Annotated in this window: 15 protein-coding genes; 13 read left to right on the forward strand and 2 right to left on the reverse strand. The window is 65.6% G+C overall.

The genetic code is table 11. The features are described from left to right. Window positions 1-7: 7 nt before the first annotated feature. The 3 genes from carB to AC07OQ_RS05515 all read left to right on the forward strand — a co-directional run bounded on the left by carB (window position 8) and on the right by AC07OQ_RS05515 (window position 4,379). Window positions 8-3,286: a carbamoyl-phosphate synthase large subunit gene (gene carB / locus AC07OQ_RS05505; protein WP_495052087.1), complete on the forward strand. Its 3,279-nt coding sequence runs from the start codon at window positions 8-10 to the stop codon at window positions 3,284-3,286. Between the two features lie 83 nt (window positions 3,287-3,369). Beyond that, window positions 3,370-3,846: a transcription elongation factor GreA gene (gene greA, locus AC07OQ_RS05510; protein WP_495052088.1), complete on the forward strand. Its 477-nt coding sequence runs from the start codon at window positions 3,370-3,372 to the stop codon at window positions 3,844-3,846. A gap of 125 nt (window positions 3,847-3,971) precedes the next feature. Further along, window positions 3,972-4,379: a DUF4149 domain-containing protein gene (locus tag AC07OQ_RS05515; protein WP_495052089.1), complete on the forward strand. Its 408-nt coding sequence runs from the start codon at window positions 3,972-3,974 to the stop codon at window positions 4,377-4,379. A gap of 106 nt (window positions 4,380-4,485) precedes the next feature. Here the strand turns inward: AC07OQ_RS05515 and AC07OQ_RS05520 are convergent, their stop codons facing one another. Then, window positions 4,486-4,959: a YhbY family RNA-binding protein gene (locus tag AC07OQ_RS05520; RefSeq protein WP_495052090.1), complete on the reverse strand. Its 474-nt coding sequence runs from the start codon at window positions 4,957-4,959 to the stop codon at window positions 4,486-4,488. Between the two features lie 20 nt (window positions 4,960-4,979). On the opposite strand from AC07OQ_RS05520, the gene AC07OQ_RS05525 reads away from it, so the two are divergent. From AC07OQ_RS05525 to glmM, 4 genes are all read left to right on the forward strand, one after another. Beyond that, window positions 4,980-5,648, forward strand: coding sequence for an RlmE family RNA methyltransferase (locus AC07OQ_RS05525; RefSeq protein ID WP_495052091.1), 669 nt, complete (start codon window positions 4,980-4,982; stop codon window positions 5,646-5,648). 142 nt (window positions 5,649-5,790) lie between these two features. After that, the gene (gene ftsH, locus AC07OQ_RS05530) at window positions 5,791-7,698 is read left to right on the forward strand and encodes an ATP-dependent zinc metalloprotease FtsH (protein WP_495052092.1); all 1,908 of its coding nucleotides are present in this window, start codon (window positions 5,791-5,793) and stop codon (window positions 7,696-7,698) included. A gap of 76 nt (window positions 7,699-7,774) precedes the next feature. Further along, the gene (gene folP / locus AC07OQ_RS05535; RefSeq protein WP_495052093.1) at window positions 7,775-8,626 is read left to right on the forward strand and encodes a dihydropteroate synthase; all 852 of its coding nucleotides are present in this window, start codon (window positions 7,775-7,777) and stop codon (window positions 8,624-8,626) included. Between the two features lie 24 nt (window positions 8,627-8,650). Then, window positions 8,651-9,982, forward strand: coding sequence for a phosphoglucosamine mutase (gene glmM / locus AC07OQ_RS05540; protein WP_495052094.1), 1,332 nt, complete (start codon window positions 8,651-8,653; stop codon window positions 9,980-9,982). Window positions 9,983-10,052: 70 nt separating this feature from the next. Here the strand turns inward: glmM and AC07OQ_RS05545 are convergent, their stop codons facing one another. After that, window positions 10,053-10,538 (reverse strand): fasciclin domain-containing protein, encoded by a 486-nt coding sequence (locus tag AC07OQ_RS05545; RefSeq protein WP_495052095.1) that lies wholly within the window; start codon window positions 10,536-10,538, stop codon window positions 10,053-10,055. Between the two features lie 200 nt (window positions 10,539-10,738). Here AC07OQ_RS05545 and pstS point away from each other — a divergent pair, with 200 nt between their 5' ends. The 6 genes from pstS (at window position 10,739) to phoB (ending at window position 16,170) form a co-directional block, all read left to right on the forward strand. Beyond that, window positions 10,739-11,770 carry a phosphate ABC transporter substrate-binding protein PstS gene (gene pstS / locus AC07OQ_RS05550; RefSeq protein WP_495052096.1) on the forward strand — a complete coding sequence of 344 codons (1,032 nt, stop codon included), beginning with the start codon at window positions 10,739-10,741 and terminating at the stop codon, window positions 11,768-11,770. 121 nt (window positions 11,771-11,891) lie between these two features. Beyond that, window positions 11,892-12,905: a phosphate ABC transporter permease PstC gene (gene pstC / locus AC07OQ_RS05555; protein ID WP_495052178.1), complete on the forward strand. Its 1,014-nt coding sequence runs from the start codon at window positions 11,892-11,894 to the stop codon at window positions 12,903-12,905. Next, complete coding sequence (gene pstA / locus AC07OQ_RS05560) at window positions 12,902-13,768, forward strand: phosphate ABC transporter permease PstA (RefSeq protein ID WP_495052097.1); 867 nt, start codon at window positions 12,902-12,904, stop codon at window positions 13,766-13,768. Before pstC ends, pstA begins: the two co-directional genes overlap by 4 nt. A 17-nt stretch (window positions 13,769-13,785) precedes the next feature. After that, window positions 13,786-14,571 (forward strand): phosphate ABC transporter ATP-binding protein PstB, encoded by a 786-nt coding sequence (gene pstB / locus AC07OQ_RS05565; RefSeq protein ID WP_495052098.1) that lies wholly within the window; start codon window positions 13,786-13,788, stop codon window positions 14,569-14,571. A 17-nt stretch (window positions 14,572-14,588) separates the two neighbouring features. Beyond that, the gene (gene phoU, locus AC07OQ_RS05570; protein ID WP_495052099.1) at window positions 14,589-15,296 is read left to right on the forward strand and encodes a phosphate signaling complex protein PhoU; all 708 of its coding nucleotides are present in this window, start codon (window positions 14,589-14,591) and stop codon (window positions 15,294-15,296) included. Between the two features lie 172 nt (window positions 15,297-15,468). Further along, on the forward strand, window positions 15,469-16,170 hold the full coding sequence (phoB, locus tag AC07OQ_RS05575; protein ID WP_495052100.1) for a phosphate regulon transcriptional regulator PhoB: 702 nt from the start codon (window positions 15,469-15,471) through the stop codon (window positions 16,168-16,170). Window positions 16,171-16,178 lie beyond the last annotated feature (8 nt).

The following is a 16,178-nucleotide window of genomic DNA, read 5'->3' on the forward strand; positions in this document are numbered from 1 at the left end:
ACACGCAATGCCTAAACGTTCCGACCTCAAAAGCATCCTGATCATCGGCGCCGGCCCCATCATCATCGGCCAGGCCTGCGAGTTCGACTATTCCGGCGCCCAGGCCTGCAAGGCCCTGCGCGAAGAGGGTTACAAGGTCATCCTGGTCAACAGCAATCCGGCGACCATCATGACGGACCCGGATACCGCGGACGTCACCTATATCGAGCCCATCACCTGGCAGGTGGTCGAGAAGATCATCGCCAAGGAGCGGCCCGACGCCATCCTGCCCACCATGGGCGGTCAGACCGCGTTGAACTGCGCGCTGGATCTGCACAAGCATGGCGTGCTGGACAAGTACAAGGTCGAGATGATCGGCGCCAATGAAAAGGCGATCGAGAAGGCCGAGGACCGCCTGAAGTTCAAGGACGCGATGACCAAGATCGGCCTGGGCTCGGCCAAGTCCGGCATCGCGCATTCGCTGGAAGAGGCCTGGAGCGTGCAAAGGCGCATCCAGGCCGACATCGGCGCCGGTACCGGTCATTCGGGCTTCCCGATGGTGATCCGCCCCAGCTTCACGCTGGGCGGCACCGGCGGCGGCATCGCCTACAACCCGGAGGAGTTCGAGGAGATCTGCAAGCGCGGTCTGGACCTCTCGCCGACCAACGAACTGCTGATCGAGGAAAGCCTGATCGGCTGGAAGGAGTACGAGATGGAAGTCGTGCGCGACCGCGCCGACAACTGCATCATCGTCTGCTCGATCGAGAACCTGGACCCGATGGGCGTGCACACCGGCGATTCGATCACCGTGGCTCCCGCGCAGACCCTGACCGACAAGGAATACCAGCTGCTGCGCAACGCCTCGATCGCGATCCTGCGCGAGATCGGCGTGGACACCGGCGGCTCGAACGTGCAGTTCTCGATCAACCCCAAGGACGGCCGCATGGTCGTGATCGAGATGAATCCGCGCGTCTCGCGCTCCTCGGCGCTGGCTTCCAAGGCCACCGGCTTCCCGATCGCCAAGATCGCCGCCAAGCTGGCCGTCGGCTACACCTTGGACGAGTTGCGCAACGACATCACCGGTGGCGTGACCCCGGCGTCCTTCGAGCCCTCGATCGACTACGTGGTCACCAAGATTCCGCGCTTCGCCTTCGAGAAGTTCCCGATGGCCGACTCGCGCCTGACCACGCAGATGAAGTCGGTGGGCGAGGTGATGGCGATGGGGCGCAGCTTCCAGGAGTCGTTCCAGAAGGCGCTGCGCGGCCTGGAAACCGGCATCGACGGCCTGAGCGAGCGTTCGACCGACCGCGAGGAGATCGTGCAGGAGATCGGCGAGCCCGGCCCCGAGCGCATCTTGTTCGTGGCCGACGCCTTCCGCATCGGCATGAGCATGCAGGAAGTGTTCGAGGAAACGGCCATCGACCCCTGGTTCCTGGCCCAGATCGAGCAGATCGTGAAGATCGAGCTGTCGCTGGCCGGCCGCGAGCTGGCAACGCTGTCCACCGACGAGCTGCGCCTGCTGAAGAAGAAGGGCTTCTCGGACCGGCGTCTGGCCAAGCTGCTGGGCACCAACCAGCACGAGGTCCGCAAGGCCCGCCACGCCCAGGGCGTGCGCCCGGTCTACAAGCGCGTGGACACCTGCGCGGCCGAGTTCGCGACCCAGACGGCGTACATGTACTCCACCTACGACGAGGAGTGCGAGGCCGAGCCGACGACCAAGAAGAAGATCATGGTGCTGGGCGGCGGCCCGAACCGGATCGGCCAGGGCATCGAGTTCGACTACTGCTGCGTGCACGCGGCGCTGGCGATGCGCGAGGACGGCTACGAGACCATCATGGTCAACTGCAATCCCGAAACCGTCTCGACCGACTATGACACCAGCGACCGCCTCTACTTCGAGCCGGTGACCCTGGAAGACGTGCTCGAGATCGTCGAGAAGGAGCGTCCGGTCGGCGTGATCGTGCAGTACGGCGGCCAGACCCCGCTGAAGCTGGCGCTGGACCTGGAGGCCAACGGCGTGCCCATCATCGGCACCAGCCCGGACTCGATCGACATGGCCGAGGACCGCGAGCGCTTCCAGAAGCTGCTGCACGAGCTGGGTCTGAAGCAGCCGCCGAACCGCACCGCGCGCACCGAGGAGCAGGCCGTCGCCCTGGCCAACGAGATCGGCTATCCGCTGGTCGTGCGCCCCAGCTATGTGCTGGGCGGCCGCGCGATGGAGATCGTGCATGGCGACAAGGACCTGGAGCGCTATATGCGCGAAGCGGTGCGCGTCTCCGAGAAGTCGCCGGTGCTGCTGGACCGTTTCCTGGAGGATGCGGTCGAGGTCGATGCCGACTGCATCAGCGACGGCGAGTCGGTGATGATCGGCGGCATCATGGAGCATATCGAGGCGGCCGGCATCCACAGCGGCGACTCGGCCTGCTCGCTGCCGCCCTACACGCTGTCGGCCGAGCTGCAGGACGAACTGCGTCGCCAGACCGCGGCCATGGCCAAGGCCCTGAAGGTCGTGGGCCTGATGAATGTGCAGTTCGCGATCCAGGGCGATGTGACCGGCGGCCTGGACAAGGCCACCGTCTACGTGCTGGAAGTGAACCCGCGCGCCTCGCGCACCGTGCCCTTCGTCAGCAAGGCCACCGGCCAGCAACTGGCCAAGATCGCCGCGCGCTGCATGGCCGGCCAGAAGCTGTCCGCGCAGCAGGATCGCCTGGGCAAGGTGCCGGCCGAGGTCGTGCCGCCTTACTTCAGCGTCAAGGAAGCCGTCTTCCCCTTCAACAAGTTCCCCGGCGTCGACCCGATCCTGAGCCCCGAGATGCGCTCGACCGGCGAGGTGATGGGGGCGGCCCGCAGCTTCGGCGAGGCGATGCTGAAGAGCCAGCTGGGCGCCGGCTCGCGCCTGCCGCGCCAAGGCAAGGTGCTGATCACGGTGAAGAACAGCGACAAGGCGCGTGCCGTGGCAGTGGCGCGTGACCTCGTCGCGCTGGGCTTCGGCGTCGTGGCGACCAAGGGCACGGCGGCGGCCATCGCCGAGGCCGGCGTGCCGGTGACCGTGGTCAACAAGGTCAAGGACGGTCGCCCGCACATCGTGGACATGATCAAGGGCGGCGAGATCCAGCTGGTGTTCACGACCGTGGACGAGACCCGCACGGCCATTGCCGACAGCCGCCATATCCGCCAGGCGGCCCTGGCCAACCGGGTGACCTACTACACGACCATGGCCGGCTGCGAGGCTGCCGTGGAGGGCATGAAGCACCGGGACGGGCTATTGGTGCAATCCTTACAAGAGCTGCACGCCGAACTGAACTAAACTCCGCCTCGTAGATTCCGCCGCGGCTCGGATTGATCCGAGCGGCGGCGGATTCATTTTGTCTTGAAGGTTTGAGTGAGAACATGGCTACGATCCCCCTGACCAAGCGCGGTGCCGAGAAGCTGAAGGAAGAACTGCATCGACTGAAGACGGTCGAGCGCCACGCCGTGATCCACGCCATCGCCGAGGCTCGCGCCCAGGGTGACCTGTCGGAGAACGCCGAGTACGAGGCGGCCAAGGACAAGCAGGGCTTCATCGAGGGCCGCATCCTGGAGATCGAGGGCAAGCTGGCTGCGGCCCAGGTGATCGACCCGGCCGCGGTGGATGCCGGCGGCAAGGTGGTGTTCGGCACCACGGTGGACCTGGAGGAGGAGGCCAGCGGCGCCGAGGTGACCTACCAGATCGTCGGTGACGACGAGGCCGATCTGAAGCTGGGCCTGATCTCGATCAGTTCGCCAATCGCGCGCGCGCTGATCGGCAAGGAGGCCGGCGATGTGGCCGAGGTGCAGGCTCCCGGAGGCATCAAGCGTTACGAAATCGTCGAAGTCCGTTACGTTTGAACCACCCCCTACCGGCTGCGCCGGCCCCCTCAAGGGGGCGAGCCCGGTGGACCGGCGGAGCCGGATCCACGGGCTCCGCTGAGTTGGGCTGCTAGGAGCCTTCGATGATGTTCAGATTGCGCTCGATGCTGGCCGCCCTGTGGGGCGGCTTTCTGCTTTGTGTGGCCTTCGCGGCGGCGCCCAGCGCTTTCGCGGTGCTGGAGCGGGCCCAGGCCGGGGTGTTTGTCAACCGGCTGTTCGCGCTGGAGGCCAATACCAGCCTCGCCGCGGCACTGGTCCTGATGTTGATGGCCCGACGCCTGGCACGTGACCTGGGCGGCAAGGCCTTTTCGCTGGATTTCCTGCTGCCAGCCGGCGCGATGCTGTGCACCGTGGCGGGCTATCACGCGCTGCAGCCGATGATGGCGGCCGCGAAGGCGGGGCAGGGGAGCTTGTCGTTCGGCGCGCTGCACGCCATCTCGTTCGCCTTCTTCGGGCTCAAGATTCTGCTGGTGCTGGCGCTGGCCTGGCGCAGCACTGCCAACAGTCGTTGAGGGTCGCCAGGGCATTCCCAAGCAGGCGCCGCTGATCCGGGCTCTCTGCCGGTCGGCCGGCGTGCCCCCTTGAAGGGGGCGGCCGCAGGCCGTAGGGGGAGGGCTTTCAGTCTCGGGCGGACTTCTTGACGCTGGTCAGGCGCTTCTTGGCACGCTTGAGCTCGCCGCCCTGGGCGACACGCTGGTTGCCCAGCACATTGAGCTTCTTGATCTGCGGGCGGCCATTGCCGTTCTTCGAGAACTTGACGATCTTGACGACGCGCGGACCCGGACGGGCATCTTCGCGCTCGGCCTTTTCCTTCTCGGGGATGGGGCGCCACAGCACCAGCAGCTTGCCGATGTGCTGGATGGGGGCGGCGTCGAGCTGGTCGGCCAGGATCTGCAGCATGCCTTCGCGGCCGGCGCGGTCGTCGGAGAACACGCGCACCTTGATCAGGCCATGGGCCTTCAGGGCGGCGTCGATCTCCTTGGTGACGGCGGGGGTCAGGCCGTCGCCGCCTATCATCACCACGGGGTCCAGGTGATGGGCGTCGGAGCGTTTTTCCTTGCGCTGGGCAGGGGTCAGTTGAATAGCAGGCATGGCCGTATTATCGGTGCAAGATGAAAATTCAGACAAAAAGCAAGAAGGTCAACAAGGCTTGGCTGCATGGACACATCAACGATCCCTATGTAAAGCTGGCGCAGAAAGAAGGCTTTCGGGCCCGTGCGGCCTACAAGCTGAAGGAAATCGACGAGGAATTGAGGCTGATCCATCCGGGTCAGGTGGTCGTCGATCTGGGCGCCTCGCCGGGTGCCTGGAGCCAGTATCTGCGGCGCCGTTTCGCGCCCAAGGAGGCCGGTGTGGGCGGCGCGGCGGTCGGCGCGCTGAACGGCACCATCATCGCCTTGGATCTGCTGGATTTCGAGCCGATCGAGGGCGTGCAGTTCATCCAGGGGGACTTCCAGGAGGAGGCGGTGCTGCGGCAGCTGGAGGCTGCCCTGGCCGGCCGGCCGGTGGATCTTGTGGTTTCGGACATGGCCCCCAATCTTTCGGGCATCGAGGGCGTGGATGCCGCGCGCGTCGCCGGCCTGGTGGAACTGGCCATCGACTTCGCCCAGCAACACCTCAAGCCGGAAGGTGCCCTGGTGGCCAAGGTCTTTCACGGCAGCGGGTACAACCAGTTGCTCGATGCCTTCAAGAAGAGCTTCAAAAAGGTCAAGGCCATCAAGCCCAAGGCCTCGCGCGACCGCTCCTCCGAGACCTTTCTGGTCGGTATTGGTTTGAAGTAAGGGGCGCCAGCCCGGCAATCTCTATCGCCGAGCATGGGAAAGCCAATCGGTTGCCGGCCTTGACTGCAATAGAATCAACCCCATATGCCGTGCAAGGGCCGTCGTTGGTACGGTCCAGCTGAATGGAATCAAAGGAGTCGCGGTGAACAATCAGTGGTTCTCGAAAGTAGCTGTTTGGATGGTGATCGCCCTCGTGCTGTTCACCGTCTTCAAGCAGTTTGATCGGGGCGCGACTCAGGGCAACCAGATCGGTTACTCCGACTTCCTCGAGGAAGTCCGCGCCAAGCGTGTCAAGCAGGTCACGCTGCAGGAAGGCAATGGCGGGACCGAGATCATCGCCATCACCAATGACGACAAGCGTCTGCGCAGCACGGCCACCTATCTGGACCGCGGCCTGGTCGGCGACCTGATCAACAACGGCGTCAAGTTCGACGTCAAGCAGCGCGAGGAACCCTCGCTGCTGATGAGCCTGCTGGTCAGCTGGGGCCCGATGCTGCTGCTGATCGGTGTCTGGGTCTACTTCATGCGCCAGATGCAGGGCGGCGGCAAGGGCGGGGCGTTCAGCTTCGGCAAATCCAAGGCCCGCATGCTGGACGAGGCCAACAACTCGACCACCTTCGCCGATGTCGCCGGTTGCGACGAGGCCAAGGAAGAGGTCAAGGAACTGGTCGACTTCCTGAAGGACCCGCAGAAATTCCAGAAGCTGGGTGGCCGCATTCCGCGCGGCGTGCTGCTGGTCGGCCCTCCGGGCACCGGCAAGACCCTGCTGGCCAAGGCGATTGCCGGCGAAGCCAAGGTGCCGTTCTTCTCGATCTCGGGCTCCGACTTCGTCGAGATGTTCGTCGGCGTCGGCGCGGCCCGCGTGCGCGACATGTTCGAGCAGGCCAAGAAGAGCGCCCCCTGCATCATCTTCGTCGACGAAATCGACGCCGTCGGTCGCCATCGTGGCGCGGGCCTGGGCGGCGGCAATGACGAGCGCGAGCAGACGCTGAACCAGATGCTGGTCGAGATGGACGGCTTCGAGACCAATCTCGGCGTCATCGTGATGGCCGCGACCAACCGTCCGGACATCCTGGATCCTGCCCTGCTGCGTCCCGGCCGTTTCGACCGCCAGGTCTATGTGACCCTGCCGGACGTGCGTGGTCGCGAGCAGATTCTGAATGTGCATATGCGCAAGGTGCCGGTCGGCCAGGACATCCGCGCCGACATCCTGGCGCGCGGTACCCCGGGCTTCTCCGGTGCCGATCTGGCCAATCTGGTCAACGAGGCCGCCCTGTTCGCCGCGCGCCGCAGCGGCCGCGTGGTCGAGATGGTCGACTTCGAGAAGGCCAAGGACAAGATCATGATGGGCCCCGAGCGCAAGTCCATGGTCATGCCCGAGGAAGAGCGCAAGAACACCGCCTATCACGAGGCCGGCCATGCGCTCGTCGCGCGCCTGATGCCCAAGACCGATCCGGTCCACAAGGTCACGGTGATCCCGCGCGGCCGCGCCCTGGGCGTGACCATGCAGTTGCCGGAAGGCGACCGTTACAGCCTCGACAAGGAGCGCATGCTCTCGACCATCTCGGTGTTGTTCGGCGGCCGCATCGCCGAGGAAGTGTTCATGCACCAGATGACCACCGGCGCCAGCAATGACTTCGAGCGCGCCACCGCGATTGCTCGCGACATGGTGACCCGCTACGGCATGACCGACGAGTTGGGCCCGATGGTCTACGCCGAGAACGAGGGCGAAGTGTTCCTGGGCCGCTCGGTGACCAAGACCACCAGCATGTCCGAAGAGACCATGCGCAAGGTCGACGAGGTGATCCGTCGCATCATCGACGAGCAATACGGCATTGCCCGCAAGCTGATCGAGGACAACCAGGACAAGATGCACGCGATGGCGACCGCCCTGCTGGAATGGGAAACCATCGACACGGAACAGATCGACGACATCATGGCCGGCAAGCCGCCGCGTCCGCCCAAGGACTGGACACCGCCTTCCGGCGGCAGGCCGGACGGTGGTGGCACGCCGGCGGTCAGCGCCGACGGCGCACCTGCCGCGGCCTGATCCTCTCGCCTTCGCGACGGGGCCTGTCTGGCAAGGACGGGCCCCGTTTTCGTTTTGCTTTCCTTGAGCCGCCGAGATGTATTGGCAGACCACCCGCTTCGCGATCGATCTGAGCCGCCCCCGGGTGATGGGCATCGTCAATGTCACGCCCGATTCCTTCTCGGAGGGCGGCCGGCATGGCGAGACGACGGCGGCGATCGACCATTGCGAGCGGCTGCTGGGTGAGGGCGTCGATATCCTGGACATTGGCGGCGAGTCGACGCGCCCGGGCTCGCAGACGGTCACGCCAGATACGGAATGGCTGCGCATTGCGCCGGTGCTGCGGGCCGCGCTGAGCATGGGCGTGCCGGTCTCGGTGGACACGCGCCGAGTCGATGTGATGCGCCGGGCGCTGGACCTCGGTGCCGACATCATCAACGACGTGCAGGCGCTCAGCGCATCGGGCGCGCTGGAGTTGCTGGCGGCCCAGCCCTATGCCGGCATTTGCCTGATGCACATGCGCGGCGAGCCGGACACGATGCAGGGCCTGACCGACTATGGCGATCTGGTCGGTGAGGTCAGCGCCCATCTGGCTGCGCGCGCCGATGCCGCCCGCGCGGCCGGCATTGCGGCCACGCGCATCACGCTGGATCCCGGCTATGGCTTTGCCAAGACCGCCGAGCAGAACTGGGAGCTGCTGCGCCACCAGCGCAAACTGCTGGCGCTGGGCTATCCGCTGCTGGTCGGCTGGTCGCGCAAGCGCACCCTGGGCGACCTGACCGGCCGCGCGGTGGACGAACGCCTGGCCGCCAGCCTGGCGGCGGCGCTGGCGGCCGTAGCACATGGTGCGCGCGTGCTGCGTGTGCATGATGTCGCGGCAACGGTGGACGCGCTGAAGGTCTGGGCCGCGGCCGGCGGCCCCGGCGTAGCGGACAATAGCGGGCATTAGATAAACATCAGGAGGCTGCTCGCGATGAGCCGTACCTATTTCGGAACCGACGGTATCCGCGGCACCGTCGGCCAGGCGCCGATCACGCCGGACTTCATGCTGCGCCTGGGCCATGCGGTCGGGCGCGTGCTGCGCAAGGAGATGGACCGCCCCAGCGTGCTGATCGGCAAGGACACGCGCATCTCCGGCTACATGCTCGAGTCCTCGCTGGAGGCGGGCTTTGCGTCGGCGGGCGTCGACGTGCGACTGACCGGCCCGCTGCCTACCCCCGGGGTGGCCTATCTGACCCGTGCGCTGCGCCAGCAGCTGGGTGTCGTGATAAGCGCCTCGCACAACCCCTTCGCCGACAACGGCATCAAGTTCTTCTCGTCCAAGGGCGAGAAGCTGTCCGATGCCTGGGAGCTGGCGGTGGAGCAGGCCCTGGCCGACGAGCCTTCTTGGGTGGACTCGGCCAGCCTCGGGCGGGCGCGCCGCATCGAGGATGCACGTGGTCGCTATATCGAGTTCTGCAAGAACAGCTTTGGCTCCGACCTCACCCTGCGCGGACTGAAGATCGTCGTCGATGCCGCCCATGGAGCGGCCTACAACGTGGCGCCGGACGTGTTCCACGAACTGGGAGCCGAGGTGGTGGCCATCGGCTGCAGCCCTGACGGTTTCAACATCAACGCCGGTTTTGGTGCCACCGCACCGGCTGCGCTGATCCAGGCCGTCAAGGATCATGGTGCGCATTACGGCGTGGCGCTGGATGGCGATGCCGACCGGCTGCAGCTGGTCGACGCCCAGGGGCGCCTCTACAACGGCGACGAGCTGCTCTATGTGATGGTGGCCGACCGCCTGACTCAGGGGCAGCGCGTGCCCGGCGCCGTCGGCACCTTGATGACCAATATGGCGGTGGAACTGGCCCTGAAGGCGCGCGATGTGGACTTCGTGCGCGCCAAGGTGGGCGACCGCTATGTGCTGGAGGAACTGGCCGCACGCGGCTGGCAGCTGGGTGGCGAGGGCTCGGGCCATCTGCTGGCGCTGGACAAGCACACCACCGGCGACGGCATTGTCAGCGCCCTGCTGGTGCTGCAGGCGGTCTGCCGCACCGGCAAGAGCCTGGCCGAGTTGCTGGCCGGCGTGGACCTGTTCCCGCAGACCCTGATCAATGTGCGTCTGCAGCCTGGGCAGGACTGGAAGGGCAATGCCCGCCTGGCGCGGGAGCAGGCCGAAGTGACGGCCGATCTGGGTGCCAAGGGCCGGGTGCTGATCCGAGCCTCCGGCACCGAGCCGCTGCTGCGCGTGATGGTGGAAGCCAGCGACGCCGGCTTGGCCCAGCAATGCGCCCAGCGCCTGGTGGACGCCGTCAAGGCCTGAGCCTCGCCGGTCCCCAAAAGACAAAGCCACCGCGGCTCGCGCCCGGTGGCTTTTTACTGTGGTTCGAGCTTTACTTCTTCGGGGGCATCAGCACGCGGTCGATCACATGGGCCACGCCATTGGTGGCCGTGATGTCGGCCTGCTGCACCATGGCGTCTTCCACGGTGACGAAACTGCCGGCCTTGGCCAGGGCCACGTCGCCGCCCTGCAGGGTCTTGGCATTGCCGTTCTTCAGTTCGGTGCTGGCCAGCTTGCCGGCCACCACGATGTGGTAGCTCAGCATGGCCTTCAGCTGGGCGGGATCCTTGGCCAGCGCGTCCATGGTCTTGGCCGGCACGGCCTTGAAAGCCTCGTCGCTGGGGGCGAACACGGTCAGCGGGCCGGCGGCGCGCAGGCTGTCCTTCAGGCCCGCCTGTTCGACCAGGCGGTTGAAGGTGCTGAGCTGCGGGTCGCGGCCCAGGGTGTCGGCCAGCGGAGCCGGGGCGGGCGTGCTGGCGCAGGCCACGAGGCCCAGGGCCACGGCGGCCAGGGCCAGGAATTGCGAGGGTTTGTTCATGGGTTTGTGGTCTCCGGTCGGGTGGGCGGGGGCCCTGGGCGGCGACTCTAGGCGGGGTACATGACAACTCCATGAATCGAATGTGACAATTCTGGTGGGATCGGATCCTGGCGCCAATTCAGTCACGGGCCTGTCATATTGGCTTCATAGGATGACGGTCATCGTCAACCAAGCACTTCGATAGGGCTGCTATGAATTTCATGCAACTGAGCAAGGGTTTTGTCTTTGCGGCCGGCGTGGCCGTCGCGCCGCTGGCCCTGGCACAGGACGTGACCGGTGCCGGCGCCTCTTTCCCCGCGCCGGTCTACGCCAAGTGGGCCGATGCCTACAACAAGGCCACCGGTGCCCGCATCAACTATCAGTCGGTCGGTTCCGGCGCCGGCATCCGTCAGATCAAGGCCAAGACGGTGGACTTTGGCGCCTCGGATGCGCCGCTGAAGGATGACGAGCTGGCCAAGGACGGCATGATCCAGTTCCCCACCGTGATCGGCGGCGTGGTGCCGGTGGTCAATATCAAGGGCATCACCCCGGGGCAGATCAAGATGACCGGCCAGGTGCTGGGCGACATCTACCTGGGCAAGATCACCAAGTGGAACGACGCGGCCGTGACGGCGCTGAATCCCGGCGTGCCGCTGCCGGACGCCGCGATCGCCGTGGTGCGCCGCGCCGACGGTTCGGGCACCAGCTTCCTGTTCACCAACTACCTCTCCAAGGTCAACGCCGAGTGGAAGAGCAAGGTGGGCGAGGGCACGGCCGTCAACTGGCCGACCGGCGCGGGTGGCAAGGGCAATGAAGGCGTGTCGGCCTTCGTGACCCGTCTGCCGAACTCGATCGGCTACGTCGAGTACGCCTATGCCAAGCAGAACAAGATGTCCCATGTGCAGATGAAGAACCAGGCCGGTGCCTTCGTCAACCCCGACGACAGCGCCTTCAAGGCCGCCGCCGCCGGTGCCGAGTGGAACAAGAGCTTCTATCAGGTGCTGACCGAGCAGCCTGGCAAGGACAGCTGGCCCATCACCGGTGCCACCTTCATCCTGATGCACAAGAACCAGGAAAAGCCCGCCAGCGCAGTGGCCACCCTGAAGTTCTTCGACTGGGCCTATGCCACCGGCGACAAGATGGCCGATGATCTGGACTATGTGCCGCTGCCGACCGCGGTCAAGGACCTGATCCGCAAGCAGTGGGCCGACAATCTGAAGGACGGCGCAGGCAAGGCCATCGCCTACAAGTAAACCTCTCTGGGTTGACCGCTGCTCGAAATTCGGCAGCCCGGCAGTCTGATTCAGCCTGCCGGGCTGTTGTCGAATCTAGCCACCCCACTCGCACGACCCGTAAGGAGCCTCCGTGGCCGCCATACTTCCCGCCAACAGCTACGAACCGGACCGCCCGCTGGAGCGCGTCCAACCCCAGGGCGGCCCGCCTGCGCGCCGCAAGGTCGCCCCTTGGGCCGATGCTGTGTTCTCTTTCCTGGCCCATGGCGCGGCCTGGCTGACTTTGGCCCTGCTGGCCGGCATCATCGTCTCGCTGCTGATTGGCGCGGCGCCGGCCATCAAGCATTTCGGCCTGTCCTTCCTGTGGACCAGCGACTGGGATCCGGTGCAGGAGAAGTTCGGCGGCCTGGTGATGATCTACGGCACGCTGATGACTTCCTTCATCGCGCTGCTGATTGCGGTGCCGGTGAGCTTCGGCATCGCGTTGTTTCTGACCGAACTGTCGCCCAACTGGCTGAAGCGGCCGCTGGGCATCGCGGTGGAACTGCTGGCCGCCGTGCCCTCGATCGTCTACGGCATGTGGGGCCTGCTGGTGTTCGGCCCCATCCTCGCCACCTTCGTGCAGCAGCCGCTGCAGAGCCTGCTGTCGGGCGTGCCCTTCCTGGGTGCCCTGGTGTCGGGGCCGCCGGTGGGCATCGGCATCCTGTCGGCCGGCATCATCCTGGCCATCATGATCATCCCCTTCATCGCCTCGGTGATGCGTGACGTGTTCGAGGTCACGCCGCCGATGCTGAAGGAATCGGCCTATGGCCTGGGTTCCACTACCTGGGAGGTGGTCTGGAAGGTGGTGCTGCCCTACACCAAGACCGGCGTGGTCGGCGGCGTGATGCTGGGCCTGGGGCGCGCCCTGGGCGAGACCATGGCGGTCACCTTCGTGATCGGCAATATGAACCAGCTGAACTCGCTGTCGGTGTTCGAGGCTGCGAACAGCATCACCTCGGCGCTGGCCAATGAGTTCGCCGAGGCCGGCGAGGGCCTGCACCAGGCCTCGCTGATCTATCTGGGCCTGGTGCTGTTCTTCATCACCTTCGTGGTGCTGTCCTGCTCCAAGCTGCTGCTCAACAAGCTCAAGAAGAACGAGGGAGCGCGTTCATGAATATCTCCGTGATGGATGCCAAGCGCGCGGCCATGCATGCCAAGCGCAAGCGGGTCAACACGGTGGCCCTGGCCCTGTCGCTGGCGGCCATGGCCTTCGGCGTGTTCTGGCTGCTGTGGATCCTGTTCGAGACGGTGCGATTGGGCGTCGATGGTCTGGCCCTGACCACTTTCACCGAGATGACGCCGCCGCCGCAGGCCGAGACCGGCGGTCTGGCCAATGCGATCTTCGGCTCGGCCGTGATGGTCGGGCTGGCCACCTTCATCGGCACGCCGGTGGGCGTGCTGGCCGGCGTCTACTTGGCGGAGTATGGCCAGAAGGGCTGGCTGGGCAGCACGGTGCGCTTCATCAACGACATCCTGCTGTCGGCACCGTCCATCGTCGTCGGCCTGTTCATCTATGCGGTCGTGGTGGCCAAGATGAAGAGCTTCTCGGGCTTCGCCGGCATCCTGGCCTTGGCACTGATCGTGATCCCGGTGGTGATCCGCACCACCGAGAACATGCTGAGCCTGATCCCGAACGCGCTGCGCGAGGCGGCCTATGCCCTGGGTACGCCGAAGTGGAAGGTAATCCTGTCGGTGACCCTGAAGTCGGCGCGCGCCGGTGTGCTGACCGGCATCCTGCTGGCCCTGGCACGCATCTCGGGCGAGACCGCGCCGCTGCTGTTCACGGCATTGTCCAATCAGTTCTGGACCGCCAATCTCGGCGAGCCGATGGCCAGCCTGCCGGTCACGATCTTCAAATTCGCGATGAGCCCCTACGAGAACTGGCAGAAGCTGGCCTGGGCGGGCGTCTTCATCATCACCATCGGCGTGCTGCTGCTGAACATCCTGGCGCGCGTGCTGTTCAAGAACAAGCATTAAGAGAAAAGGGATCCACCATGGACGCCAAGGTCGACATGCCCGTCACCGAAAAAGCCAAGCTCTCGGTGCGCAATCTGAACTTCTATTACGGCAATTTCCACGCGCTCAAGAACATCAACCTGGACATTCCGGAAAACAAGGTCACGGCCTTCATCGGCCCCTCGGGCTGCGGCAAATCCACCCTGCTGCGCACCTTGAACCGCATGTTCGAGCTCTACCCCGAGCAGCGTGCCGAAGGGCAAATCCTGCTCGACAGCTCGGACATCCTGACCAGCCGCGAGGATGTCTCGCTGATCCGCGCCAAGATCGGCATGGTGTTCCAGAAGCCGACCCCGTTCCCGATGTCGATCTACGACAACATCGCCTTTGGCGTGCGCCTGTTCGAGACCCTGCCGCGGGTCGAGATGGACGAGCGCGTCGAATGGGCGCTGAAGAAGGCGGCGCTGTGGACCGAGGTCAAGGACAAGCTGAACCAGAGCGGTTCCGGCCTCTCCGGCGGTCAGCAGCAGCGCCTGTGCATCGCGCGCGGTATCGCGATCAAGCCAGAGGTCCTGCTGCTCGACGAGCCCTGCTCGGCACTGGATCCGATCTCCACCGGCAAGATCGAGGAGCTGATCCATGAGCTCAAGAGCGAGTACACGGTGGCCATCGTGACCCACAACATGCAGCAGGCCGCGCGCTGCTCGGATTACACGGCCTATATGTACCTGGGGGACCTGATCGAGTTCGGCCCGACGGCCGAGCTGTTCATGAAGCCCAAGCGCAAGGACACGGAAGACTACATCACGGGCCGCTTCGGCTGAGCCCAGGGAGACGACATATGAGCGACAAGCATCTCTCCACCCAGTTCGACGCCGAACTGAGCGGCATCTCCACCCGCGTGCTGGAAATGGGCGGCATGGTCGAGGCCCAGGTGGCCCAGGCCGTCGAGGCCCTGGTGCAGTTCAGCAGCGAACAGGCCAACACCGTGCTGCAGACCGAGGAGCGCGTCAATGCGATGGAGGTCGAGATCGACCGCGATCTGCACAGCATCATCGCGCGCCGCCAACCCACCGCGCGCGACCTGCGCCTGCTGATCGCCATCTCCAAGACCATCGCCAACCTGGAGCGCGTCGGCGACGAGGCCTCGCGCGTGGCGCGTACCGTGCAACGCCTGATCAATGCGGGCGTGTCCAGCCGGCTGCGTCTGCCGATGTCCGATCTCAGCTTCGAGGCCGATCTGGCCGTGGCCCAGCTGCGCAAGGCGCTGGACGCCTTCGCCCGCCTGGACGTGGAGCGGGCCCTGGAGGTGCTGAAGCAGGACGACGCGATCGACAAGGAGTTCGATGGCCTGCTGCGCAAGCTGATCACCTACATGATGGAAGACCCGCGCACCATCTCCTCGTCGATCGACCTGGTGTTCGTCGCCAAGGCGATCGAGCGGGTGGGCGACCATGCGAAGAACCTGGCCGAGGCCATCATCTATGTGGTCAAGGGGACGGACGTGCGCCACAACACGCCCGAAGCCGTCGAGACCATGGTGCGCTGATGCTGCCCCCTGGCCGATGGGCACATCGGCCGATCCCTCCGAAGGGATCGATGGCCGCGGCTCCAGGCTCGCGTGCGCGAGCTGGTCGACCCGGGTGCCAACCGCGTCTTGCGGTCGGCAGGGGTCGGCTAGGGAGCGGCCCAGCGCTTGACAGACTCCACAGGAGCAAAGAATGAGTCGAATTCTCGTGGTGGAAGACGAATCGGCAATCGCCGAACTGATCTCCATCAATCTGCGTCACGCCGGCTTCGAAGTGACCCTGGCCAACACGGCCGATCAGGCCCAGCTGGAGGTGGATCGCGTGTTGCCCGACCTGGTGGTGCTGGACTGGATGCTGCCCGGCCAATCCGGCCTGGCGCTGGCGCGTCAGTGGCGCGGCGCGGCCCGCACCAAGGAACTGCCCATCATCATGCTGACCGCCCGCGCCGAGGAGGGCGACAAGGTCTCCGGCCTGGATGCCGGCGCCGACGACTACCTGACCAAGCCCTTCTCGACCAACGAACTGCTGGCCCGCATCCGCGCGGTGCTGCGCCGCAAGGCGCCCGAGGCGCTGGATTCGGTGGTGGAGGTCGGTGGCCTGAGCCTGGATCCGGGCACGCGCCGGGTCAGCCGCGAGGGCGTGGAGGTCAAGCTGGGTCCGACCGAGTTCCGCCTGCTGCATTTCTTCATGACGCATCCCGAGCGCGTGCACAGCCGCTCGCAGCTGCTGGACCGCGTCTGGGGCGATCATGTCTTCATCGAGGAGCGCACGGTGGACGTGCATGTCAAGCGCCTGCGCGAGGCACTGGAGCGCGTGCAATGCGCGCGCATGATCGAGACCGTGCGCGGAGCCGGCTACCGGCTGACGCAGCAGGCCAGCGCCCTGTCGGCCTGAGGTACTGA

Source organism: Roseateles sp. GW821-FHT09B06 (genome assembly GCF_059418245.1).